Source organism: Nitratireductor sp. OM-1 (assembly GCF_003296175.1).
Taxonomy (GTDB): domain Bacteria; phylum Pseudomonadota; class Alphaproteobacteria; order Rhizobiales; family Rhizobiaceae; genus Nitratireductor; species Nitratireductor aquimarinus.
This window is the reverse complement of record NZ_CP029208.1, coordinates 1,396,394-1,416,876: the sequence shown is the minus strand read 5'-3', so window position 1 is coordinate 1,416,876 and position 20,483 is coordinate 1,396,394. Positions and strand designations below refer to the sequence as shown.

Below are 20,483 nucleotides of genomic sequence, written 5' to 3'. Positions count from 1 at the left end.
GTTTTTGTTGATGGACGCCCCAAACGCGCCTCCTGTCCCTTGGCTGGCCGGCAGGCCTGCCGTGAGACAAACCAGACGCCAACATCTTGTTTTCATGCAACTTTGGGGCGCTCAAGCTCGTCCCGCGCCCTGCCAAGTCAGTCAAAAAAGTGCTTGGATCATACAAAAAAATCTGATTACATCAAAAAAATTTTTGTGGGGGAAAAATCTTTGAGTAGCCCGACGGTCCGCGCCACACCCGAAGTCGACACCAGGATTGGTGTGCTTATTCGTGCACGCCGCCGCCAGCTCGGCCTCACGCTTCAGCAGCTTGGCGAGGCGGCCGGTCTTTCCGTTGGGTATCTGAGCCAGGTGGAGCGCGACAACGCCACGCCGACGCTCGGTTCCCTTGCCGGCATTGCCCGCGCGCTTGGCGTCGGCCTCGACTATTTCGTCTCCCAGCCCCGCGCCGAAGACGGCCTGACGCGGGCCGAAAGCCGCCCGCAGTTTTCCATCGCCGGATCGCCCATCGTCTATGAGCGGCTCGGGACCGAGTTTCCCGGCAGCCAGCTTTCTTCCTTCCTCCTCACCGTACCGCCCGGCTACGCCTCGGAGACGGTGAGCCATGAGGGCGAAGAGATGATCTACGTCCTCGAAGGCTCCATCACCCAGTATCTCGATGGCGAAGAGATGGAGATGAAGGCCGGCGACAGCCTGCATTACCGGGGCAACACCCCGCACGCCTGGAAGAACGGCACCGACAGTCCCGCACGCCTGTTGTGGACCGGCACGCTGACCGTGTTCGGCGCCAATGGCCAGGCGACCAACCGCATTGAACTGGTTTCTCCGGACAAGGGCAGCCCGAAAGGCTCCCGGTCGGGAACCGGTTCGTCAACCAGCAAGACCAAGAGCAATTCCTGATCCATAAGGAGGAGAAAACAATGAAGCTCTTCAAAACGGCGCTCCTTGCCGCCGCTCTCACCATGCCGCTGTCGCAGCATGTGCTCGCAGCCACGCCGGACAACGTTCTGGTCGTCGCGCAGAACATCGACGACATCGTCGCCATCGATCCGGCGCAGGCCTACGAGTTCTCGTCGGGCGAGCTGGTCACCAACATCTATGACCGTCTCGTGCAGTACGACGCCGAAGACCCGACGGTGCTCGCTCCCGGCCTCGCAGCCGAGTGGGAAGCCGATCCGGAAGCCAAGACGATCACCTTCACCATGCGCGACGGCGCGACCTTCCATTCGGGCAATCCGGTCCGCGCGGAAGACGTGGCGTTCTCGTTCGCCCGCGTCATCAAGCTGAACCTGACCCCGGCCTTCATTCTCACCCAGCTCGGCTGGACGCCGGAGAATGTCGACGCGATGGTCACCGCCGATGGCGACAAGGTCGTCGTGAAATATGAGGGCGACTTCTCCCCCGCCTTCGTGCTCAACGTTCTGGCCGCCCGCCCTGCCTCCGTCGTCGATGAAAAGACGGTCATGGAGCATGAAGAAAACGGCGACATGGGCAACAAGTGGCTCAACGCGAACTCCGCCGGTTCCGGCCCGTTCAAGCTGACCGCCTACCGCCCGGGCGAGCTGGTGCGCATGGGCGCCAACGCCGACTACTTCAAGGGTGCGCCGAAGGTCGAGAACGTCATCATCCGTCACGTGGCCGAAGCAGCGACCCAGCAGCTTCTCCTGCAGTCGGGCGACGTGGACATGGCCCGCAACCTGACGCCGGACCAGATCAACGGCATCAAGGCCGACAACATCAAGGTCGAGACCTACCCGCAGGCCGCCGTGCACTTCGTGTCCTTCAACCAGAAGACCGAAGCGCTGCAGCCGGAAGCCGTCTGGGAGGCCGCGCGCTACCTCGTGAACTATGAGGGCATGGCCGACAGCTTCCTCAAGGGACAGATGGAAATCCACCAGGCCTTCTGGCCAAAGGGCTTCCCCGGTTCCTATGACGAGACGCCCTACACCTACGATCCGGAAAAGGCGAAGCAGATTCTCGCCGACGCCGGCATTGAAACGCCGATCAAGGTCACGCTCGACGTCATCAACTCGACGCCGTTCACCGACATGGCGCAGTCGTTGCAGGCAAGCTTCGCGGAAGCCGGCATCAACTTCGACATCATCCCCGGCACGGGCTCGCAGGTCATCACCAAATACCGTGAGCGCAGCCACGAGGCGATGCTGCTCTACTGGGGCCCGGACTTCATGGATCCGCACTCCAACGCGAAGGCCTTCGCCTATAACCGCGACAATTCCGACGACAACTACCAGGCCACCACCACATGGCGGAACGCCTGGGCCGTGCCGACGGAGATGAACGACAAGACCGCTGCCGCTCTGGCCGAATCCGACGCTGAAAAGCGCAACGAGATGTATGTCGAGCTGCAGAAGGAAGTGCAGGCCAAGTCGCCGATCGTCATCATGTTCCAGGCTGCCTACCAGGTCGCCATGGACGAGAAGGTGAACGGCTACGTCAACGGCGCCACCTCCGACTTCGTCTACTACCGGCTCGTCACGAAAGACTGACGAACGCCGCACCAATCGAGGCCGCCCCGCCAGCCGGGGCGGCCTCTTTCCTTTGCATAGCGCCATTCTTTTCAGGAGTTTCTGATGTCCAACACCTCCGCCCGGCGGCTTGAGGCACTGCGCCAGCGCATGAGCGAAACCGGCACCGACCTGGTGGCCATCGGCCCGTCCAGCCACATGGTCTACCTTGCCGGCCTCGACCCGCACGGCGACGAACGCCCCGTCATGCTTCTGATCTCGAAGGATCATGCCGGCTTCCTGATGCCCGCGCTCAATGTCGACAGCTCGCGCCAGAAGACCGACCTGCCCTTCTTCCCCTGGCGCGACGATGACGGCCCGGACGCAGCCCTCGCCGGGCTTCTCAAGGCATCGAACCTGCCGGAGACCCCGAGCGTGGTGATCGACGAGACGATGCGCGCCGATTTCGCGCTGCTCCTGCTCGACGCGCTGCCGGGCGCAAAGCGCCGCTTCACCGACGACACGGTCGGCCATCTGCGTGCCCGCAAGGACGAAGACGAGTACAAGCGCCTGAAGGCGAGCGCGGTGCTCAACGACAAGGCGGCCATGGCCGGTTTCGATGCGCTGAAACCCGGCGTAACCGAGCTGGAAATTTCTGCAGCCATCCGCGACGTCTACAAGGCCGCGGGCGCTGTGCCGGTGTTCACCAGCGTCTGCTTTGCCGGCAATGGCGCATTCCCGCATCACCACACCGGCGACACGAAGCTGAAGGAAGGCGACGCGGTTCTCATCGACACAGGCGGCCGGCTGGACGGCTACCCCTCCGACATGACGCGCGTCGGCTATTACGGAAAGCCCGATGCGGAGTTTGAGAAGGTCTACGCCATCGTCGAGCAGGCAGTTGCCGCGGCTCTGGCGGCTGCAAAGCCCGGCGTCACCGCAAAGACCATCGACAAGGCCGCGCGCGACGTGATCACCGAGGCCGGTTATGGCGACTTTTTCCCCCACCGCACCGGCCACGGGCTCGGCATCGACATTCACGAGCCGCCCTACATGACCGCCACCTCCGAGACAATTCTGGACGAAGGCATGGTGTTCTCCATCGAGCCCGGCATCTATCTGCCCGGCAAGTTCGGCCTGCGACTGGAAGAGATCGTCATCATGCGCGCCGACGGTGCGGAGATCCTCTCCGACCTGCCGCGCACCGCGCAGCTGCGCGGATAGAGGCTCGCAAAACCAGGCGGCGGTCGGGAAACCGATCGCCGCTTTTCTTTGGGCTGAAGGTCTGATACGCCTCCAGCCGCCGGAGAGTTCCGGCACCGGTCGCAGCCTACCCGGTCATTAAAACAAGGAACCCGATCATGAAAACGCTCGTCGTCTGCTCAGGCGGACTCGATTCCGTTTCCCTTGCCCACAAGGTGGCGCGGGAACAAAACCTTATTGGCCTGATCTCCTTCGATTACGGCCAGAGACATCGCAAGGAGCTGGATTTCGCGGCAAAGGCAGCCGCCCGGCTCGGCGTCCCCCACGACCTTCTCGACATCTCCGCCATCGGCCGGCATCTGGCGGGCTCCGCCCTCACCGACGCCATCGACGTGCCGGATGGTCACTACGCCGAGGAGACCATGCGCGTGACGGTGGTGCCCAACCGAAACGCCATCATGCTCACCATCGCCTTCGGCATTGCCGCAGCGCGCGGGGCCGATGCCGTGGCCGCAGCCGTTCATGGCGGCGATCACTTCATCTATCCCGATTGCCGGCCGGGCTTCATCGATGCGTTTCAGGCCATGCAGGACGCTGCGCTCGAAGGCATGGGCGCGGTCAGCCTCTACACGCCCTTCGTGAACGGCACCAAGGGCGACATTGTGCGCGAGGGCGCGCGCGTCGAAACGCCGTTTGCCGAAACCTGGTCCTGCTACAAGGGCGGCGAAAACCATTGCGGGCGCTGCGGCACCTGCGTGGAGCGGCGCGAGGCCTTCCACGAGGCCGGCGTTCCAGACCCCACCCTCTATGACGATCCGGACTTCTGGCTTGCCGCCACCGGCCGGCAGACCACCCCACAACAGCCCACCGCACGACAGGCCACCGCACAACAGCCCACTGGGGGGGCAGACCATGTATAGGGTCAGCAAGGAGTTTCATTTCTCCGCGTCGCACCGCCTGACGAACCTGCCCGACGACCACCCTTGCGCGCGGCTGCACGGGCACAATTATATCGTGGTGGTGGAACTGGCCGGCGAGCGGCTCGACAATCACGGCTTCGTCCGCGACTACCGCGAGCTCAAGCCCCTGAAAGACCATATCGACGACACGCTCGACCACCGGCACCTGAACGAGGTGTTCGGCCATGACGGCGTCACCGCCGAGTTTCTGGCCAAGGCGCTTTTCGACTGGTGCCGGACGCGCTGGAGCGAGGTGACGGCGGTGCGCGTGAGCGAGACGCCCAAGACCTGGGCGGAATACCGGCCATGAGCACGCTGCGCATCGCCGAGATTTTCGGCCCCACGATCCAGGGCGAAGGCGCACTGATCGGCATGCCGACCGTGTTCGTGCGCGCTGGCGGCTGCGACTATCGCTGCCGCTGGTGCGACAGCCTCCACGCCGTCGACAACGCCTATCGTCATGACTGGCTGCCGATGCAAAGCAAGGATGTAATGGACCGCATAAGGGACCTCTCCGGCGGCAACCCGGCCATCCAGCCCTTCGAACGGCTGATCGATACGGGCCGCGCCGAGGGCTATCGCTTCGCGCTCGAAACGCAGGGCTCCGTCGCCCGTGACTGGTTCGCAAAGCTCGACATGCTGGTTCTGAGCCCCAAGCCGCCCTCCTCCGGCGAGACGGTGAACTGGGAGCGTTTCGACGCCTGCATCGCCGCCGCCGGCAATGCGCCCATGGCGATGAAGATCGTCATCTTCGACGAGGCCGATTATCGCTGGGCGCGGCATGTGGCGGACCGCTACCCCGCCCTGCCCCTCTACCTCCAGCCCTGCAACCACACCCCGCCGCCGCCAGAGACCGAGGCCGAGGATGCTGCCATCGACATGGACGGCATTCTGGAGCGCATGCGCTGGCTGGTGGACCGCACCGTTGCCGACCGCTGGTTCTCCCCCCACATCCTGCCGCAGCTTCACGTGCTCCTTTGGGGCAACCGGCGCGGCGTCTGAAAGGAAGCGACCGCAATGACCGACAAGACCATCTACGACAATCTGACCCTTCTCGGCGACAAGACCGAACTGCCCGCATCCCCCGAAGAAGCCGTGCTCGAACGTGTGCCCAACCCGCAGGAGGATGTGCGCTACGCCGTGCGCTTCACCGCGCCGGAATTCACCTCGCTCTGCCCGCTCACGGGCCAGCCCGACTTCGCCCATCTGGTGATCGATTATGTGCCGGCCGGCTGGCTGGTGGAGAGCAAATCGCTAAAGCTTTATCTCGGCGCGTTTCGCAATCACGGCGCGTTTCACGAAGACTGCACCGTCTCCATCGGCCGCCGCCTCTGCGACCTTCTGGAACCCCACTGGCTGCGCATCGGCGGCTACTGGTATCCGCGCGGCGGCATGCCCATCGACGTGTTCTACCAGACCGGAGAACCTCCAAAGGGCGTGTGGATCCCCGATCAGGGCGTCCCGCCCTACAGGGGGCGTGGCTAGGGAGAGAGGGAGCGTTCAGGACGCACTCTGCTTCGCAAGCAGCGCATCCCTGTCGAGGCGCGTCCTGAAGAAGCGGCCGTCGAAATAGGTCTCGTCGCGGATATCGGGCAGCGCCTCGGCCGTCATGTCGGCGAAGCGCCCTTCGGAAAGGCGCGCGGAAACATAGTCGGCGAACACACCGATGCGGCGCTGCCGTTCCCGCCCCACGCGCCGCTCCTTGCGTGAGGGAAAACCGTGCGCCGCCATCTTTCTGCGCAACCAGAATTTGAAGCGCTGCGGCCCCGTCAGTGTGAGCGGGCGCGCCAGCGCTGCGGCGTCGCAGCCGGCATCTTCCAGAAGCGCATCGTACACATCGATGATGGCTTCATCGATATTGGTCGCGGCGTCGCCCCGGCGGTCGAACCAGGGCTTTTCATACTGACAGAAATGCACGAACACCGGATCAATTGCCGCAAACATGCCGAAACCGAGCACCGACGCCTGAAAATTGAAACGCGGGCTCAGCTCCGTCCATGCGCCATCGAAGAGCCAGGCAAGAAAATCCTGATCGAAACGCTCGGCCTGCGGGTATTTTTCAAAATATTCGACAAGCCTGCCGGCAAAGTCATGCTCCCGCCAGCGCTGCGGGTCGATAACCAGAACGCCCGAGTTGAAGCCACGACCGGATGAAATGCCCAGTGTCTCCAGCCAGTCCTCCCGGCACAGATTTTTGGCCGTTGGCGGCAGCTCGAAAAGCGTTCCGTAATCTTCCACGGCGGCAAGACCGGACGGCAAAGCCACGTCCCAGATCGCGTGATCGGGCTTCATGCTCAGGACATCGGCATCGAGATAGATCAGCCGGCTATATTGCTGCAGGCGCGCCGGAGCAAACAGCCGGAGATAAACGATATGCGGCCAGCTGCGGCTGCTCGGCAGCCCTTCCGGAAGACAGGGCATCAACGCGTCGAAATGATAGTGAATGCGCCCTTCATGCTCGACCTGCCGTACGGCGGCTGCGGGATCACGCCTTTCGACAAAGATGTGAACATCGCAGCCCCAGCTGCGCGCAATATGCAGGGCCTGCGCGCTGGCAATGCAGCACATCCCCTCATCGACGACAAAATAGAAAGCGTTCAAAACCTTGCCTCGGAACAGGCAAGGCTTCCGTTTCCTATCTGAAAAGAAAGTCCACTTGCCGATCAAATTTCGAAATATCGAACTCGGGCATTGAGTTCCAAATAACGCCGTCCTTATGAACGACGGCCCACTCCTTCCAGCACGCAAAAACGTCATTTGAAAGGCGACGGATAGCCGGCGAATATTCTACGCAGAACGGCAGCCCCGCCATGGAGGGCCAGCCGGCGATGGCGTCCCCCTCGAAGCCTTCCACATCCATCCAGACCAGTCCGATCTCATCCGGTGACACGCCCAGATCGGCCATCACGTCCTCGATGCGCACGACAGGTACATCCACGGCAACGCCGCTGCCGCCATCGTGCAGAAGGCTGCTCGCACCGGTGTTGAGCGTGTTGAGAAAAAGCCGGGCCTCACCGGGCTCCCTGCCGGCCGCCGCTTCCATGATCGTCACCCGGTCGGTCAGATCGTTGATGGCCATGTTGGCCTTGAGGATCCACAGATGTTCCGGGTGCGGCTCAAAGCAGATCGCCCGTTCGAAGCCGCCGAACTTGAGCGCATAGATCGTCTGGGTTCCGATATTCGCACCGACATCGACAAAGATCCCGCGCCGCGCCGCCGCCTCGAACACCGCCATGGTTTCTTCCCGAAACCAGCCCTTCTCCTGCCGAATGGCTTTTCCGATACACTGGTCCTGAATGCTGACCGCACATCGGTGATCATCGAGCTCGACGATCAGCGCGCCCGCTTCTTCATAAAGATGCCGCTGAAAATACCGCGAACGAATGAGCGGCTTGATGATGCGTTCGTCCCGAAAATTCCGGGCGCTCTTTTCAAGCGTCTTGAGAAAACCCATGGCCTGCATCCCGGATAACCGCGCGGAAACACAACCTTAATGACAGAGCCCGGCGATCACGACAAGCCTGTGGTTGCGGGCCGGATGGAGAGAGCAGGAATTGGTGGATGCCCCGCCGAAGACCATGAAACCGAAATCCACGCAAACGCCACCGCCCAAAGATTATTGACTACAATTAGGCACCATATTATATGCCACCATATGAATGAGATGCTTGAACAGAAACACCTGGCGCTGCTGAACGAAGCCGAGCGCCGCGCCACCGCCCCCACGCACAACATCCGCGCATGTTTCGAGCTGCTGACACTGGCTGGCGCGATTGATCGCGACTGCGCCGCCCGGCTCGTGCCGCACCGGCTTTCCGAAAGCAAGTTCGTCCTGCTTTTTCTCCTGCACGACAAGCCCGAGGGGCTTTCGCCGCATGAGCTGGCGGAACGTGCGGGCGTGACCCGCGCAACGATCACCGGACTTCTCGATGGCCTCGAACGCGACGGCTTCATCGCCCGCCGCGGCGGCCTTGATGACCGGCGGAAGGTCGCCGTCAGCCTGACCGAAGCAGGACAAAAGACGGCGCGTGACCTGTTCAACGAACACACCGAATGGGTCGCTTCGCTGTTTGAAGGCTTCGCCGACGACGAGCGCAAAACGCTGAACACGCTCCTGCAACGCATCTGGCAAAATCTGGAAACCGGCAGACCACAGGCGGGCCAGCCAAAGGATGCGCGCGCATGAGCGCAGCAAAGCCCGCAGGGCGCAGCGTCAGGGATATAAGCCCGGATCGCCTCGCCCGCCTCAATGCCGGAGAGATTGAAGCCGCGACGCTCACCGAGTGTCTCGCCGTCGATTTTGCCGTGCTCATGGGCAATGTCCTGCCGGAAATCGGCACAGACACGCTGGCCGAAATGAAACAGAGCGCAGCGCAAGGCATATCAAGACGCATGGCGCTTGCCGCGCAATTGATCCGGCAGAACCTTGGCGACACCGCATTGGACCGGCTTGGGCAGCACCCTTCCGACACCGCGCGCGGCTGGGCCTGCTTCATGGTCGGCGCGGCCCAAATGCCCCTTCACGACAGGCTTGCGGCGATACGGCCCTATGCCGACGACCGGCATTTCGGCGTGCGGGAATGGTCGTGGATGGCCGTCCGCCGGCATCTCGTCGCCGAACTCGAAAGCGCCATCGCGATGCTGGCCGCGTGGAGCGCAGATCCGTCGGAGCGCGTCCGGCGCTTTGCCTCGGAGGCTATCCGCCCGCGCGGCGTGTGGTGCACGCATATCGGCGCGCTGAAGACACAGCCACAGCTTGGGCTTCCGGTCCTCGAACCGCTTCGAGCGGACCCTTCCGGCTATGTGCAGGACTCGGTTGGCAACTGGCTGAACGACGCCGGAAAAGACCGGCCGGACTGGGTTCAGGCCCTGTGCGCCCGGTGGTCCGCCGAAAGCCCGACACCTGCGACAGCCCGCATCTGCAAGCGCGCCCTTCGCTCTATCAAACCCGATCTCCAACGTTGAACCGGAAGTGAACCATGGCGCACTATCTCGCCGAACTCTACACCCCGAAACCCGCCTGGCTCGACCTTTCCGAGAGCGAACGCCAGGAATTCTTCGCCGGCATCGGCTCGGCCGTTCCGGCCCTGTCCGCCCTAGGCGTGGAGGCTCTTGCGCTCGGCAAGGTCGATCAGACCAAACTGCACGCCGCGCCACAGACATTCTTTGCGATCTGGCGCTGCCCCGACGACGCAGCGCTCGATGCGCTCGTATCCGGCATCGCGCAATCGGGCTGGCACGACTATTTCGACACCATCAACGCCGGCGGCGAAGCAACCGATCTCGCCGGACACCTCACGCAGTTGAGTGAAGCCGCGCAACGATAGCCGGGAATGCTGCTTGAATTTCCCGGTCTAGCAAGGCGGACTTTCCCGTCTTGCCCGCGAATGCGACAGTCGGGAAATTTCAGCTGGAGACTATCCATGAGCGACAAGGAAGTCATCGACAAGCTTCTGGCTGCCGAGCGGTGGGAGGTTGAAAATTTCATCCGGCTCTATCAGGTGCCCGAATTCGACACCGACATTATGATCAATCACCGCTGGAACGCTCTCGACATGCTGGCCCATATGGTGGCCTGGCATGAGAGTTTTGCGCTCAATCTGAGCCTCCTTGCACAGGGCGAGCCCCCGCAACCGCCTCGCGGAACACTGCGTGAGGTCAACCGTCAGGGCGTTCTGGACCGCAAAGGTCAAAGTTCAAAACAACTGATCAGTCGGTTCCGCAAGGCCCAGAGGTTGATCGAAAACAACATCTACAACGAAGACATAACGCTCATTCCGTATCGCAAACCGGGCTCAAGCTATAGCCGCGCGCAGCATCTCGACGTTGTAAGAGGCCATATTCGCGGCCACTTCTGGGAGGTGATTGACATGTATGTAAAGAACAGTGCGGCAACCTGCGACTGAGGGAGATCTACTTGGATCTGTAGCGAATGGCAGCTTCGGGCGACAACAAGGTCGGCGGAAGCCATTACCGACATTCAAGAGTTATCAGCTGATTATGGCGGAGAGAGAGGGATTCGAACCCTCGATACGGTTTCCCGTATACACGCGTTCCAGGCGTGCGCCTTCAACCACTCGGCCACCTCTCCACGGCGCTGCATTTTTCAGCTGCGCGACGCTCATCTAGTCGATCTGATCGCGAATGCCAAGACCAGTCTGTGACAGATTTGCAATTTGACGCATTTTCCTGTGTCCGGAGTTCACAAACGCTCAACTTTCCGTAGCGCAATTGCCATCCCGCGCACCGCAGCCTATGTCTCGACAGGTAGTTTCAAATGCACTGCGCGAACACACCCAAGGGGAAGCAATGTTTCGCTTGATCTTTCGAATCCTGGCCCTGTTTGCCCTGGCCGTCGCCGTCGTGATGGCGGTGATCGACGCCACACGCTCCATCGCCGCTTCCGCGCTCATCATCACCCCGCTGGGTGAAAGCTGGTATTCGGTCTCGCCCGATACGCTCAATCTCAGCCAGGCGCTGATCCAGCGCTACACCTTCCCCGTCATCTGGGATCCGGCCATCATCTACATTCTCACCCTGCCGGGCTGGCTGGTCTTCGCCGTGCTCGCGCTTCTCTTTCACGCCATCGGATACCGGCGCAAACGCCACGCCTTCTCATAAGGCGCGCGGAAAGAGACCGCACAGCCAGGCAGCAGATCGCCCGCTTTCGTACGGCCACAAAACGCGCGCTCCGAACTATTGATATGTCCGAAAACCGGATTCCACTTTTCGGCCCGATGCTCTCCACTGAACCCCGGCAAGACTATCCAAAGTCGTTTTTCCGAACGGTCAAAATTCCACGTGAAATTTGAATTCAGCCATGCTAGAGTGCTGGCAAGAGGAGAGTAATTTGCTTTCCTCATGCCGTCCCCGCTGGTCCACGGCCGGTTACGGGATGCTCGCAAGGGCGCGGGAGCGAACGGGCCTTGGTTCCGGTATCCGCTTCTGCGGCACAGGCAAAAGAGACAGGATAACCGACAGGGTGTGGATCACATGAAGCGTATTGTCCTCGGCCTTCTGGCCGCAACCGCGATGTCCGCAAGCGCATTTGCGGATGAGATCGCTCCGGCTCTCATCTACGATCTGGGAGGCAAGTTCGACAAATCCTTCAACGAGGCAGCCTATAATGGCGCCGAGCGGTTCAAGGAAGAAACCGGCATCGAATATGTGGAGTTTGAAATCTCCAACGACGCCCAGCGCGAGCAGGCCCTGCGCCGCTTCGCCGAGAACGGCCGCAACCCGATCGTCATGGCCGGCTTCACCTGGGTGGACTACCTGAAGAAGGTCGCCGCAGAATATCCCGACACCGACTTCACCATCATCGATGATGCGGTGGACGCGCCCAATGTGCGCTCGGTGACCTTCAAGGAGCAGGAAGGCTCCTATCTGGTCGGCATGCTGGCAGCACTCGCTTCCGAAACCGGCACGGTCGGCTTCGTCGGCGGCATGCAGGTTCCGCTGATCGGCAAGTTCGAGTGCGGCTATGTGGGCGGCGCCAAGGCAGCCAACGCAGACGCCAAGGTCATTCGCAATTACACCGGCGACACGCCGTCGGCGTGGAACGACCCGACAAAGGGCGGCGAGATCACCCGCACGCAGATCGACCAGGGCGCAGACGTGGTCTATCACGCCGCTGGCGGCACGGGCGTTGGCGTTCTCCAGGCTGCGGCGGATGCCGGCAAGCTCGGCATCGGCGTCGATTCCAACCAGAACGGCCTGCATCCGGGCAAGGTTCTCACCTCCATGGTCAAGCAGGTGGACGTCGCCGTCTACAATGCCTTCATGGACGCCAAGAACGGTGAGTTCAGCTACGGCCTTCAGGATCTCGGCCTTGCCGAAGACGGTGTCGGCTACGCCATGGACGACAACAACAAGGACCTCGTGACCGACGAGATGAAGGCCACCGTCGAGGCAGCCAAGCAGAAGATCATCGACGGCGAGATCGTGGTGCACAACTTCCTGAGCGACAACGCCTGCCCCTATTGAGGCAGCGCTTTCGCTCCGGCGACACATTCCAAAGGGCCGCCCGTGCGGCCCTTTTTCCTTTCCTCTCCGCGGCCGGAATGTGTTAGGCCGCTTCCATATTTTCTCCGTACAGTCTTCAGGAGCTTTCCATGTCCGATCTCGCCCCGGTTCTCGATCAGCTCGATCGTTCCATCGATCAGAGTCTGGAGCGGCTTTTCCACCTTCTGAAGATCAAGTCGATCTCGACCGATCCGGCCTTCACCGCCGACTGCCGCAAGGCTGCCGAATGGCTGGTGGACGATCTGAACTCCATCGGTTTCGACGCCAGCGTGCGCGACACTGAAGGTCACCCCATGGTGGTGGCGCATCATGATGGCGAAGGCCCGCACGTGCTGTTCTACGGCCATTACGATGTGCAGCCGGTCGATCCGCTGGAGCTGTGGGACGAAGACCCGTTCTCCCCGTCGATCAAGGAGATCGAGCCGGGCCGCAAGGCGATCCTCGGTCGCGGTTCTTCCGACGACAAGGGCCAGCTCATGACCTTCGTGGAAGCCTGCCGCGCCTATAAGGCGGTTCACGGCAAGCTGCCCTGCAAAATCACCATCCTGTTCGAGGGTGAGGAGGAATCCGGTTCCCCGTCGCTGCGCCCATTCCTGGAAGCAAACCGCGAAGAGCTTTCCGCAGAGTTTGCGCTGGTCTGCGACACCGCCATGTGGGACCGCGATACGCCGGCGGTCTGCGTTGGCCTGCGTGGCCTGGTCGGTGAGGAGATCACCATCAAGGCCGCCGACCGCGATCTGCATTCGGGCTTCTTCGGCGGCGCCGCTGCCAACCCGATCACGGTTCTGGCGCGCATCCTCGGCGACCTGCACGACGAGAATGGCCGCGTCACCGTGCCCGGCTTCTATGAAGGCGTGGAAGAAACGCCGGCAGAGATCCTGAAAACCTGGGAAGGTCTCGGCGAGACCACCGAGGATTTCCTCGGCCCCATCGGCCTTTCCAAACTGTTCGGCGAGAAGGACCGTTCCGCGCTGGAGCTGGTCTGGGCGCGCCCGACGGCAGAGGTGAACGGCATCACCGGCGGCTACACCGGCGAAGGCTTCAAGACGGTCATCCCGGCCGAAGCCTCGACGAAGGTTTCCTTCCGTCTCGTACACAAGCAGGATCCTGAAAAGATCCGCGCCGCCTTCCGCGCCTTTGTCGAAGAGCGGCTGCCCGACGACTGCCGGGTGGAGTTCCATCCGCATGGCGGCTCGCCGGCCTTCCAGCTCGACTATGACATGCCGCTTGTCACCAGGGCGCAGGCCGCGCTGACCGACGAGTGGTCCAAGCCGGCGGTGGCCATCGCCATGGGCGGCTCCATTCCGATTGCCGGCGAATTCCGCCGCATGCTCGACATGGAGACGCTGCTTGTGGGCTTTGGCCTGCAGGATGACCGCATCCACTCACCCAACGAGAAATACGACCTCAACTCGTTCCACCGCGGCCAGCGCTCCTGGGCCCGCATTCTTGATGCCCTGAGCAAGCAGTAAGCCGGGAAGAAGAAGACATGACCATCCGCTTTCACAAGAACGATCTGCCGGATCTCAGCAATTACGATGTCGACGCCGTGGCCATCGACACCGAGACGCTGGGCCTGAAACCGCATCGCGACCGGCTTTGCGTCGTCCAGCTTTCGCCGGGCGACGGCACCGCCGATGTGGTGCAGATCGATGCCGGGCAGAAAAAAGCGCCGAACCTCGTCGCCCTTCTGAAGAACCGCAAGATCACCAAGCTGTTCCACTATGCGCGCTTCGATCTGGCCGTGCTCTATCACAGCTTCGGCGTCATGCCGGAGCCGGTGTTCTGCTCCAAGATCGCCTCGCGCCTCACCCGCACCTATACCGACCGTCACGGCCTGAAGGATCTGTGCAACGAGCTGCTCGGCGTCAGCCTGTCCAAGGCGCAGCAATCGTCCGACTGGGCCGCCGAGACGCTTTCGCCCGAACAGCTCGAATATGCGGCATCCGACGTGCTCTACCTGCACCAGCTGCGCGAAAAACTGATCGTTCGTCTGGAGCGCGAGAAGCGCACACGCGAGGCCGATGCCTGCTTCCGCTTCCTGCCCACCCGCGCCAAGCTGGACCTGATGGGCTGGGAAGAAGCCGACATTTTTGCCCACAGCTGAGCGCAACCCGGTCGATTTCGTTTAATTTGACTTAACTGCGCCTTAAACCGCTGCCCTTTACTGTGCCCGCACTTGGCAATGCGGGCACAGGATCACGGGGCAACAGGCTGTATGGCGCGTAAGACGAAAAACCGAAGGATCGAACCGACATTCGACGCGCCCGCCGCGCGCCGTGGCGGCGATGATCTCAAGCTCGGTGACGCCGATCGCGTCGTGCCCTCGCGCCAGCGGCGCAAGCCCGCAAAGGGCAAGAGCACCAAAGGCGGAAAAAGCGCCCGCCGCGCAGGCCCGCGCCGCAAGAGCGGTGCCGGTGGTAGCGGTGGCAGCGGTTTCTTCGGCTTCCTGCGCACCGCCGTCTACTGGTCATTCGTGCTGGCGCTGTGGGGCGGCATCGCCGCCGTGGGCATCACCGCCTATTACGGCGCGAAGATGCCCTCCGCCACCACCTGGGAAATCCCCGACCGGCCACCCAATGTGAAGATCGTCTCCGCCGATGGCGGGCTGATCGCCAATCGCGGCATGACCGGCGGCGAGGCCGTTGGCCTGCACGAAATGTCGCCCTTCATCCCGCAGGCCGTGATCGCCATCGAGGACCGCCGCTTCTATTCGCATTTCGGCGTCGACCCCATCGGCCTTGCGCGCGCCATGTCGGAAAACCTTCTGGCCGGGCGGCTGACCCAGGGCGGCTCTACGCTCACCCAGCAGCTTGCCAAGAACCTGTTCCTGAAGCCCGACCGCACCATTGAGCGCAAGGTGCAGGAAGTGCTGCTCGCCTTATGGCTGGAGCAGAAGCACTCCAAGGATCAGATCCTCGAAATGTATTTGAACCGGGTCTATTTCGGCTCCGGCTCCTATGGCGTCGAGGCAGCCTCGCGGCGCTATTTCAACAAGTCCGCGCGCGACGTCACCCTGTCGGAAGCCGCCCTCCTCGCGGGCCTTCTGAAAGCGCCCTCGCGCCTTTCGCCGGCGCGCGATCCGCAGGCCGCCGAAACCCGCGCGCAGGTGGTGCTGACCGCCATGCGCGACCAGGGCATGATCGGCGACAGCGAGATGACCACCGCCATGAGCCGGCCCGCCACCCGCGCCGCCGCCTACTGGACCGGGTCCGAACACTATTTCGCCGACCGTGTGATGGAAGAACTCCCCGGCCTCATCGGCGATGTGAAAAACGACATCATCGTCGAGGCGACGGTGGACTTCCGGCTTCAGAAACAGGCGGAAAAGACCATCCGCAGCCTGATCGACGAGAAGGGCGGCAAGCTGGCGGTCAGCCAGGGCGCGCTCGTCTCCATCGACACCACGGGCGCAGTGCGCGCCATGGTGGGCGGCTACGACTACGCCAACAGCCAGTTCGACCGCGCCTCCGAGGCACGCCGGCAGCCGGGCTCCGCCTTCAAGCCCTTCGTCTACATGGCCGCGCTGGAACAGGGTCGCCGCCCCGACAGCGTGCGCAATGACGCGCCGATCAGGATCGGCAAATGGAAGCCGGAAAACTACAAGGGCAAGTATTACGGCCCCGTCACCCTGTCGGAAGCGCTGGCCCGCTCGCTCAACTCCGTTGCAGCGCAGCTTGCCATGGAAGCCGGTCCCAAATCCGTGGTGGAGCTGGCCCAACGCATGGGCATCGAATCCGACCTCAAGGCCAACGCCTCCATCGCGCTCGGCACCTCCGAGGTCACGCCGCTGGAATTGACGGCGGCCTACCTTCCCTTCGCCACCGGCGGACTGCGCCCGGAGGTCCATTTCGTCACCCGCGTGACCACCTCCTCCGGCAAGGTGCTCTATCAGCATGACCGGCCACGCATGACGCGCGTGGCAAGCGCGGAAGTGATCGGCATGATGAATTCGATGATGCAGGGCGTGGTGGAAAACGGCAGCGCCCGCGCAGCCGCCATCGGTCGCCCCGCCGCTGGCAAGACCGGCACCACGCAGCAGTCGCGCGATGCGTGGTTCGTGGGCTACACCGCCGATCTGGTGACCGGCGTGTGGTTCGGCAACGACACGTCCAAATCCACCAGGGCGACGGGCAGCTCCCTGCCAGTGCCGGCATGGAAGGCTTTCATGGAAGAGGCCGAAAAGGGCCGCCCCGTAAAGCGCCTGCCCGGCTCCTGGTCGCCCGGCGCATCCTTCGGCGGCGGCGTCGCCGCGCAGCCTCAGGAGCGCCCCGTCCCGCAAGCCGCTGTTGGCTCTGGCGGTAATGGCGGCACCAACACACAAGCGTCGCAGGCCTCTGAGGCCCGGCCTACACCGCCCGCCCCAGTGCCCGCCCCAGTGCCCGCACCCGGCGGCGGAAACCCCGACCACACGGCTTCCGTGCGCCGCCCCGTGCCACCGGCGGATGTCGGCGGTGCGCCACAGCGCAGCCAGACCTCCATCCTCGATATCATTCTGGGAAATTAGAGTGCCGCCATCCGCTTTGCCTATCGCTTTCCCCTGCGCTGTCGCCTACATAGGAACGGAACAGGGAGAAGGGCATGGCGGACGAGCGGAAGACACTGGTTTTAACCGGCGCAAGCCGGGGCATTGGCCACGCGACGGTGAAGCGTTTTTCCCGCGAGGGCTGGCGCGTCATCACCTGCTCGCGGCAGGCGTTCGCCGATGACTGTCCGTGGCCGGCCGGCCCGGAAGACCACATCAAGGTAGACCTTTCCGACCAGGAAGACGTGGGCATCGCGATCGCCGAGATCCGGCACCGTCTGGAGGCCAATGGCGGCCGGCTCGACGCGCTGGTGAACAATGCGGCCATCTCGCCCAAGCTTGAGGGCGGCAAGCGCATGAACTCCATCGACACGCCCATGCATGTGTGGCGCGATGTGTTTCAGGTGAATTTCTTCGCGCCAATCATGCTGGCGCGCGGCCTCTTTCGCGAGCTTGGCAACGCGAAGGGCTCCATCGTGAATGTCACGTCCATCGTCGGCAGCCGCGTCCACCCCTTTGCCGGAACCGCCTACGCCACGTCCAAGGCCGCTCTCGTGGCGCTGACCCGCGAAATGGCGGCCGATTTCGGCCCCCATGGCGTCCGCGTCAACGCCATTGCGCCGGGCGAGATCGAAACCTCGATCCTTTCTCCCGGCACCGACAAGATTGTTGAAGGCATTCCGCTGCGCCGCCTTGGCCAGACCTCGGAAGTCGCCGACACGATCTTCTTCCTGTGCTCGGATCAGTCGTCCTACGTGTCCGGCTCGGAAATCCACATCAATGGCGGCCAGCACGTCTAAGACATCACGCAAGGGTGCAGCGTAACAAACGTTGCAGCGTTTCCGCGAAACGCTGCAACGGTGCACACCTGTCCGGCGCACAAGCTGCTATTGAAGCAGCACTTTCTCGATGTCGCTCACCGTGTGATTGGTCAGCGTCTTGGCGATCTCGCCGATCACCCTGTCTTCCACTTCCTTGTGCATTTCCTTGCGCAGCTCGCCCAGCACCAATGGCGGGGCGACCAGCACGAGCTTGCTGTACTTGCCCTTGTGCGCAAGCTTGTAGAGTCGCTCGGCGACATCGCCGGCAAAGCGTTCTTTCTCGATGCGGTGCCAGTCTGTCTCGTCCACGGCGCTGCGGTGCCCGCCATTGCCGTCATTGAGACGTCCCGGCCTGTCGGTGCCCTGCTCCCGGCTTGGCGGGTTCTCTTCCTGCATCAAACGCACGACCTGAAGGTTGGGATAGGTGGCGTCGCCTTCATTGCGAAGGAACAGCGCCTTCTCACCATCAGCGACCACAACCCATGTATCGTGTACAAGCCGGAACTCAGCCATTTCGATCTCCATTGCTCAAGTCGGTCTCCGGGAAACGCGGGCTGGCGCTTCCCGTTCCCACAAAACTGATATGGGTATCGCAGCGAAGCCGGGGAAGGATTTCCTGCGGAAAAGCGACGCTGCGGAAAAGCAATCTTGTCGCACCCCTGTGCCACGGTGAGTGTATTTCTTCTCAGGAACCCATGCAAACCGCCATTATTCCGGGCATCTTTCAACAAGGCTCGCGATCATGGCGACAGACACTCAAAAGCTTGCGGCTTTTCCCGTGTTCATGCGGGTGGAGAACCGCGCCGTCGTCATCGTCGGCAATGGAGAAGAGGCGCTTGCCAAGGCCCGCCTTCTTGGCCAGTCGCGCGCAGCACTCACGCTTGTCGCCGATGCGCCCGAAGACGCCCTCGTTTCCTGGGCGAAGGCCAACGAAGCGCATCTCATCCGCGCGCCCTACGCGCCGCCTTATCTCGACAATGCAGCACTGGTATTCGCCGCCACCGATGATGAGGCGCAGGACCGCGCCATCATTGCCGACGCACGGGCGCGCTCCATCCCCGCCAATGCGGTGGACCGGCCCGAGCTTTGCGATTTCTACACACCGGCTCTGGTGAACCGTGCGCCGCTCGCCGTCGCCATCGGCACAGAGGGAGCCGGCCCCGTGTTGGCGCAGATGGTGCGGGCGCGCGTGGATCAGATGCTCTCCCCGTCGCTGGGCGCGCTCGCCCATCTCGCCACGCAATACCGCGACGCCGTCGACCGGCTTGTGCCGCGCGGGCTTGCCCGCCGCCGCTTCTGGAAAGCCTTCTTTACCGGCGACACGGCGCATGCCATGGCCCGCGGCGACGCGGCGGCAGCCCGCCGCAGCGCCTCCAGCCTGCTGGCCGCCGGCAGCGACATACCCGGCCACATCGCACTTGTGGGCGCAGGCCCCGGCGCGGAAGATCTGCTGACGCTGCGCGCCCAGCGCCTGCTCATGGAAGCCGATGTCATCGTCTACGACGCGCTCGTGCCCGAGGCCGTGGTTGCCATGGGCCGCCGCGATGCGGAACGCATTTCCGTCGGCAAGCGCAAGGGCTGCCACTCCAAGAGCCAGGAACAGATCAACGATCTTCTGGTGACGCTTGGCCGCGAGGGCAAGCGCGTGGTGCGGTTGAAGTCCGGCGACCCGCTGATCTTCGGTCGTGCGGGCGAGGAAATGGCGGCACTGCGTGAAGCAGGCGTGTCCTACGAGGTCGTGCCCGGCGTCACCGCCGCCTTTGCGGCCGCCGCCGATTTCGAGCTGCCGCTGACGCTTCGCGGCATCGCCTCCTCCATCGTGTTCACCACCGGCCACGACCTGAAGGGCCGCACCCTGCCGGACTGGGCGAGCCTTGCCGTCTCCGGTGCGACCATCGCCGTCTATATGGGACGCTCCGTGGCTGCCGATGTGGCTGGGCGTCTCGTCGAGGCCGGCCTCTCGCCGGACACCGCCGTGGCCGTGATCGAGAACGCCAGCCGCGACGACAAACGCCTGCTGCATGGAACGCTGAGCGACTTGCCTTCGCTTGCCGACCGCAGCGAACTGACCGGCCCCGTGATGACGCTGATCGGCGATGCCGTGGCCGGCGCAAATTTCGAGCGCTCCGAAGCGCTCGCAACCTATAAGCACCAGCTGGAGCGCGCGTGATGAAGATAGTAGCCGCCAATCGCCTGACCGATGGCGAAACCGTATGGCTGGGCGCAGGCGACCGCTGGGTCGATACGATCGACGCCGCCCATGTGGCGCGCGACGCCGAAGACGAAGCGCGCATCGCCGCTGCCGGCAGCGCCGCGCTCGCCGCCAACATCGTGATCGACGTCACACTGGTCGACGTGGACATCGCCGAAGGCCGCATCCTCCCCAAGCGCCTGCGCGAACGCATCCGCGCCGGCGGGCCTTCCATTCACCCCGAGATCGGCAAGCAGGCGCGCAACGCCGCGCAGCACGCCGCCTAACGTCAGG

At 63.1% G+C, this 20,483-nt stretch carries 22 protein-coding genes and 1 tRNA gene; 19 read left to right on the top strand and 4 right to left on the bottom strand.

Translation table 11 applies throughout. The annotated features are described in order from the left end of the window. Positions 1-210: 210 nt before the first annotated feature. The 7 genes from DEJ54_RS06755 (at position 211) to queF (ending at position 6,112) form a co-directional block, all read left to right on the top strand. A complete protein-coding gene (locus DEJ54_RS06755; protein ID WP_113156134.1) occupies positions 211-900 on the top strand; it encodes a helix-turn-helix domain-containing protein in 690 nt (229 codons plus the stop codon). 20 nt (positions 901-920) lie between these two features. Then, entirely contained in the window at positions 921-2,507 is a 1,587-nt protein-coding gene (locus tag DEJ54_RS06750) for an ABC transporter substrate-binding protein (protein ID WP_113153889.1), read from the top strand. Positions 2,508-2,591: 84 nt separating this feature from the next. Continuing rightward, positions 2,592-3,689: a Xaa-Pro peptidase family protein gene (locus tag DEJ54_RS06745; RefSeq protein ID WP_113153888.1), complete on the top strand. Its 1,098-nt coding sequence runs from the start codon at positions 2,592-2,594 to the stop codon at positions 3,687-3,689. 137 nt (positions 3,690-3,826) lie between these two features. Beyond that, positions 3,827-4,588: a 7-cyano-7-deazaguanine synthase QueC gene (gene queC / locus DEJ54_RS06740; RefSeq protein WP_245447721.1), complete on the top strand. Its 762-nt coding sequence runs from the start codon at positions 3,827-3,829 to the stop codon at positions 4,586-4,588. After that, positions 4,581-4,937: a 6-carboxytetrahydropterin synthase QueD gene (gene queD, locus DEJ54_RS06735; RefSeq protein WP_113153887.1), complete on the top strand. Its 357-nt coding sequence runs from the start codon at positions 4,581-4,583 to the stop codon at positions 4,935-4,937. The genes queC and queD overlap by 8 nt, the downstream gene beginning before the upstream one ends. Continuing rightward, positions 4,934-5,629 (top strand): 7-carboxy-7-deazaguanine synthase QueE, encoded by a 696-nt coding sequence (gene queE, locus DEJ54_RS06730; RefSeq protein ID WP_204360861.1) that lies wholly within the window; start codon positions 4,934-4,936, stop codon positions 5,627-5,629. Before queD ends, queE begins: the two co-directional genes overlap by 4 nt. A gap of 15 nt (positions 5,630-5,644) precedes the next feature. Next, positions 5,645-6,112 (top strand): preQ(1) synthase, encoded by a 468-nt coding sequence (queF, locus tag DEJ54_RS06725; protein ID WP_113153886.1) that lies wholly within the window; start codon positions 5,645-5,647, stop codon positions 6,110-6,112. A gap of 15 nt (positions 6,113-6,127) precedes the next feature. Here the strand turns inward: queF and DEJ54_RS06720 are convergent, their stop codons facing one another. Both DEJ54_RS06720 and DEJ54_RS06715 read right to left on the bottom strand, forming a co-directional pair. Continuing rightward, complete coding sequence (locus DEJ54_RS06720; protein ID WP_162742226.1) at positions 6,128-7,228, bottom strand: glycosyltransferase; 1,101 nt, start codon at positions 7,226-7,228, stop codon at positions 6,128-6,130. A gap of 34 nt (positions 7,229-7,262) precedes the next feature. Next, entirely contained in the window at positions 7,263-8,081 is an 819-nt protein-coding gene (locus DEJ54_RS06715) for an FkbM family methyltransferase (RefSeq protein WP_162742225.1), read from the bottom strand. A 201-nt stretch (positions 8,082-8,282) separates the two neighbouring features. Here DEJ54_RS06715 and DEJ54_RS06710 point away from each other — a divergent pair, with 201 nt between their 5' ends. The 4 genes from DEJ54_RS06710 (at position 8,283) to DEJ54_RS06695 (ending at position 10,533) form a co-directional block, all read left to right on the top strand. Then, positions 8,283-8,813 carry a MarR family winged helix-turn-helix transcriptional regulator gene (locus tag DEJ54_RS06710; protein WP_113153883.1) on the top strand — a complete coding sequence of 177 codons (531 nt, stop codon included), beginning with the start codon at positions 8,283-8,285 and terminating at the stop codon, positions 8,811-8,813. Next, positions 8,810-9,592 (top strand): DNA alkylation repair protein, encoded by a 783-nt coding sequence (locus DEJ54_RS06705; protein WP_113153882.1) that lies wholly within the window; start codon positions 8,810-8,812, stop codon positions 9,590-9,592. Before DEJ54_RS06710 ends, DEJ54_RS06705 begins: the two co-directional genes overlap by 4 nt. 14 nt (positions 9,593-9,606) lie before the next feature. Continuing rightward, entirely contained in the window at positions 9,607-9,954 is a 348-nt protein-coding gene (locus DEJ54_RS06700) for a DUF6616 family protein (RefSeq protein ID WP_113153881.1), read from the top strand. A 96-nt stretch (positions 9,955-10,050) separates the two neighbouring features. Further along, a complete protein-coding gene (locus DEJ54_RS06695) occupies positions 10,051-10,533 on the top strand; it encodes a hypothetical protein (protein ID WP_113153880.1) in 483 nt (160 codons plus the stop codon). Between the two features lie 95 nt (positions 10,534-10,628). On the opposite strand, the gene DEJ54_RS06690 is transcribed toward DEJ54_RS06695, so the two are convergent. Further along, positions 10,629-10,718 (bottom strand) — tRNA-Ser (locus DEJ54_RS06690). A gap of 218 nt (positions 10,719-10,936) precedes the next feature. Here DEJ54_RS06690 and DEJ54_RS06685 point away from each other — a divergent pair. The 6 genes from DEJ54_RS06685 to DEJ54_RS06660 all read left to right on the top strand — a co-directional run bounded on the left by DEJ54_RS06685 (position 10,937) and on the right by DEJ54_RS06660 (position 17,977). Next, positions 10,937-11,248 (top strand): hypothetical protein, encoded by a 312-nt coding sequence (locus DEJ54_RS06685; RefSeq protein WP_113153879.1) that lies wholly within the window; start codon positions 10,937-10,939, stop codon positions 11,246-11,248. A 372-nt stretch (positions 11,249-11,620) separates the two neighbouring features. Further along, the gene (locus DEJ54_RS06680) at positions 11,621-12,613 is read left to right on the top strand and encodes a BMP family protein (protein WP_113153878.1); all 993 of its coding nucleotides are present in this window, start codon (positions 11,621-11,623) and stop codon (positions 12,611-12,613) included. A gap of 128 nt (positions 12,614-12,741) precedes the next feature. Next, on the top strand, positions 12,742-14,124 hold the full coding sequence (locus DEJ54_RS06675; RefSeq protein WP_113153877.1) for a dipeptidase: 1,383 nt from the start codon (positions 12,742-12,744) through the stop codon (positions 14,122-14,124). Between the two features lie 17 nt (positions 14,125-14,141). Beyond that, on the top strand, positions 14,142-14,759 hold the full coding sequence (locus tag DEJ54_RS06670) for a ribonuclease D (RefSeq protein WP_113153876.1): 618 nt from the start codon (positions 14,142-14,144) through the stop codon (positions 14,757-14,759). A gap of 111 nt (positions 14,760-14,870) precedes the next feature. Further along, on the top strand, positions 14,871-17,159 hold the full coding sequence (locus DEJ54_RS06665; RefSeq protein ID WP_113153875.1) for a transglycosylase domain-containing protein: 2,289 nt from the start codon (positions 14,871-14,873) through the stop codon (positions 17,157-17,159). Positions 17,160-17,233: 74 nt separating this feature from the next. Further along, positions 17,234-17,977 carry an SDR family NAD(P)-dependent oxidoreductase gene (locus tag DEJ54_RS06660; RefSeq protein WP_113153874.1) on the top strand — a complete coding sequence of 248 codons (744 nt, stop codon included), beginning with the start codon at positions 17,234-17,236 and terminating at the stop codon, positions 17,975-17,977. A gap of 87 nt (positions 17,978-18,064) precedes the next feature. On the opposite strand, the gene DEJ54_RS06655 is transcribed toward DEJ54_RS06660, so the two are convergent. Beyond that, entirely contained in the window at positions 18,065-18,511 is a 447-nt protein-coding gene (locus DEJ54_RS06655; RefSeq protein ID WP_113156132.1) for a host attachment protein, read from the bottom strand. Positions 18,512-18,740: 229 nt separating this feature from the next. On the opposite strand from DEJ54_RS06655, the gene cysG reads away from it, so the two are divergent. After that, a complete protein-coding gene (gene cysG / locus DEJ54_RS06650) occupies positions 18,741-20,168 on the top strand; it encodes a siroheme synthase CysG (RefSeq protein WP_113156131.1) in 1,428 nt (475 codons plus the stop codon). Then, a complete protein-coding gene (locus DEJ54_RS06645; protein ID WP_113153873.1) occupies positions 20,168-20,476 on the top strand; it encodes a DUF2849 domain-containing protein in 309 nt (102 codons plus the stop codon). Before cysG ends, DEJ54_RS06645 begins: the two co-directional genes overlap by 1 nt. The last annotated feature ends 7 nt before the right edge of the window (positions 20,477-20,483 follow it).

Excerpts from the sequence above, each read along its gene's own strand:
- DEJ54_RS06750 (WP_113153889.1), top strand. The coding sequence starts at position 921 with ATGAAGCTCTTCAAAACGGCGCTCCTTGCCGCCGCTCTCACCATGCCG.
- DEJ54_RS06745 (WP_113153888.1), top strand. The coding sequence starts at position 2,592 with ATGTCCAACACCTCCGCCCGGCGGCTTGAGGCACTGCGCCAGCGCATG.
- queC (WP_245447721.1), top strand. The coding sequence starts at position 3,827 with ATGAAAACGCTCGTCGTCTGCTCAGGCGGACTCGATTCCGTTTCCCTT.
- queD (WP_113153887.1), top strand. The coding sequence starts at position 4,581 with ATGTATAGGGTCAGCAAGGAGTTTCATTTCTCCGCGTCGCACCGCCTG.
- queE (WP_204360861.1), top strand. The coding sequence starts at position 4,934 with ATGAGCACGCTGCGCATCGCCGAGATTTTCGGCCCCACGATCCAGGGC.
- queF (WP_113153886.1), top strand. The coding sequence starts at position 5,645 with ATGACCGACAAGACCATCTACGACAATCTGACCCTTCTCGGCGACAAG.
- DEJ54_RS06715 (WP_162742225.1), bottom strand. The coding sequence starts at position 8,081 with ATGGGTTTTCTCAAGACGCTTGAAAAGAGCGCCCGGAATTTTCGGGAC.
- DEJ54_RS06710 (WP_113153883.1), top strand. The coding sequence starts at position 8,283 with ATGAATGAGATGCTTGAACAGAAACACCTGGCGCTGCTGAACGAAGCC.
- DEJ54_RS06705 (WP_113153882.1), top strand. The coding sequence starts at position 8,810 with ATGAGCGCAGCAAAGCCCGCAGGGCGCAGCGTCAGGGATATAAGCCCG.
- DEJ54_RS06700 (WP_113153881.1), top strand. The coding sequence starts at position 9,607 with ATGGCGCACTATCTCGCCGAACTCTACACCCCGAAACCCGCCTGGCTC.
- DEJ54_RS06695 (WP_113153880.1), top strand. The coding sequence starts at position 10,051 with ATGAGCGACAAGGAAGTCATCGACAAGCTTCTGGCTGCCGAGCGGTGG.
- DEJ54_RS06685 (WP_113153879.1), top strand. The coding sequence starts at position 10,937 with ATGTTTCGCTTGATCTTTCGAATCCTGGCCCTGTTTGCCCTGGCCGTC.
- DEJ54_RS06680 (WP_113153878.1), top strand. The coding sequence starts at position 11,621 with ATGAAGCGTATTGTCCTCGGCCTTCTGGCCGCAACCGCGATGTCCGCA.
- DEJ54_RS06675 (WP_113153877.1), top strand. The coding sequence starts at position 12,742 with ATGTCCGATCTCGCCCCGGTTCTCGATCAGCTCGATCGTTCCATCGAT.
- DEJ54_RS06670 (WP_113153876.1), top strand. The coding sequence starts at position 14,142 with ATGACCATCCGCTTTCACAAGAACGATCTGCCGGATCTCAGCAATTAC.
- DEJ54_RS06665 (WP_113153875.1), top strand. The coding sequence starts at position 14,871 with ATGGCGCGTAAGACGAAAAACCGAAGGATCGAACCGACATTCGACGCG.
- DEJ54_RS06660 (WP_113153874.1), top strand. The coding sequence starts at position 17,234 with ATGGCGGACGAGCGGAAGACACTGGTTTTAACCGGCGCAAGCCGGGGC.
- DEJ54_RS06655 (WP_113156132.1), bottom strand. The coding sequence starts at position 18,511 with ATGGCTGAGTTCCGGCTTGTACACGATACATGGGTTGTGGTCGCTGAT.
- cysG (WP_113156131.1), top strand. The coding sequence starts at position 18,741 with ATGGCGACAGACACTCAAAAGCTTGCGGCTTTTCCCGTGTTCATGCGG.
- DEJ54_RS06645 (WP_113153873.1), top strand. The coding sequence starts at position 20,168 with ATGAAGATAGTAGCCGCCAATCGCCTGACCGATGGCGAAACCGTATGG.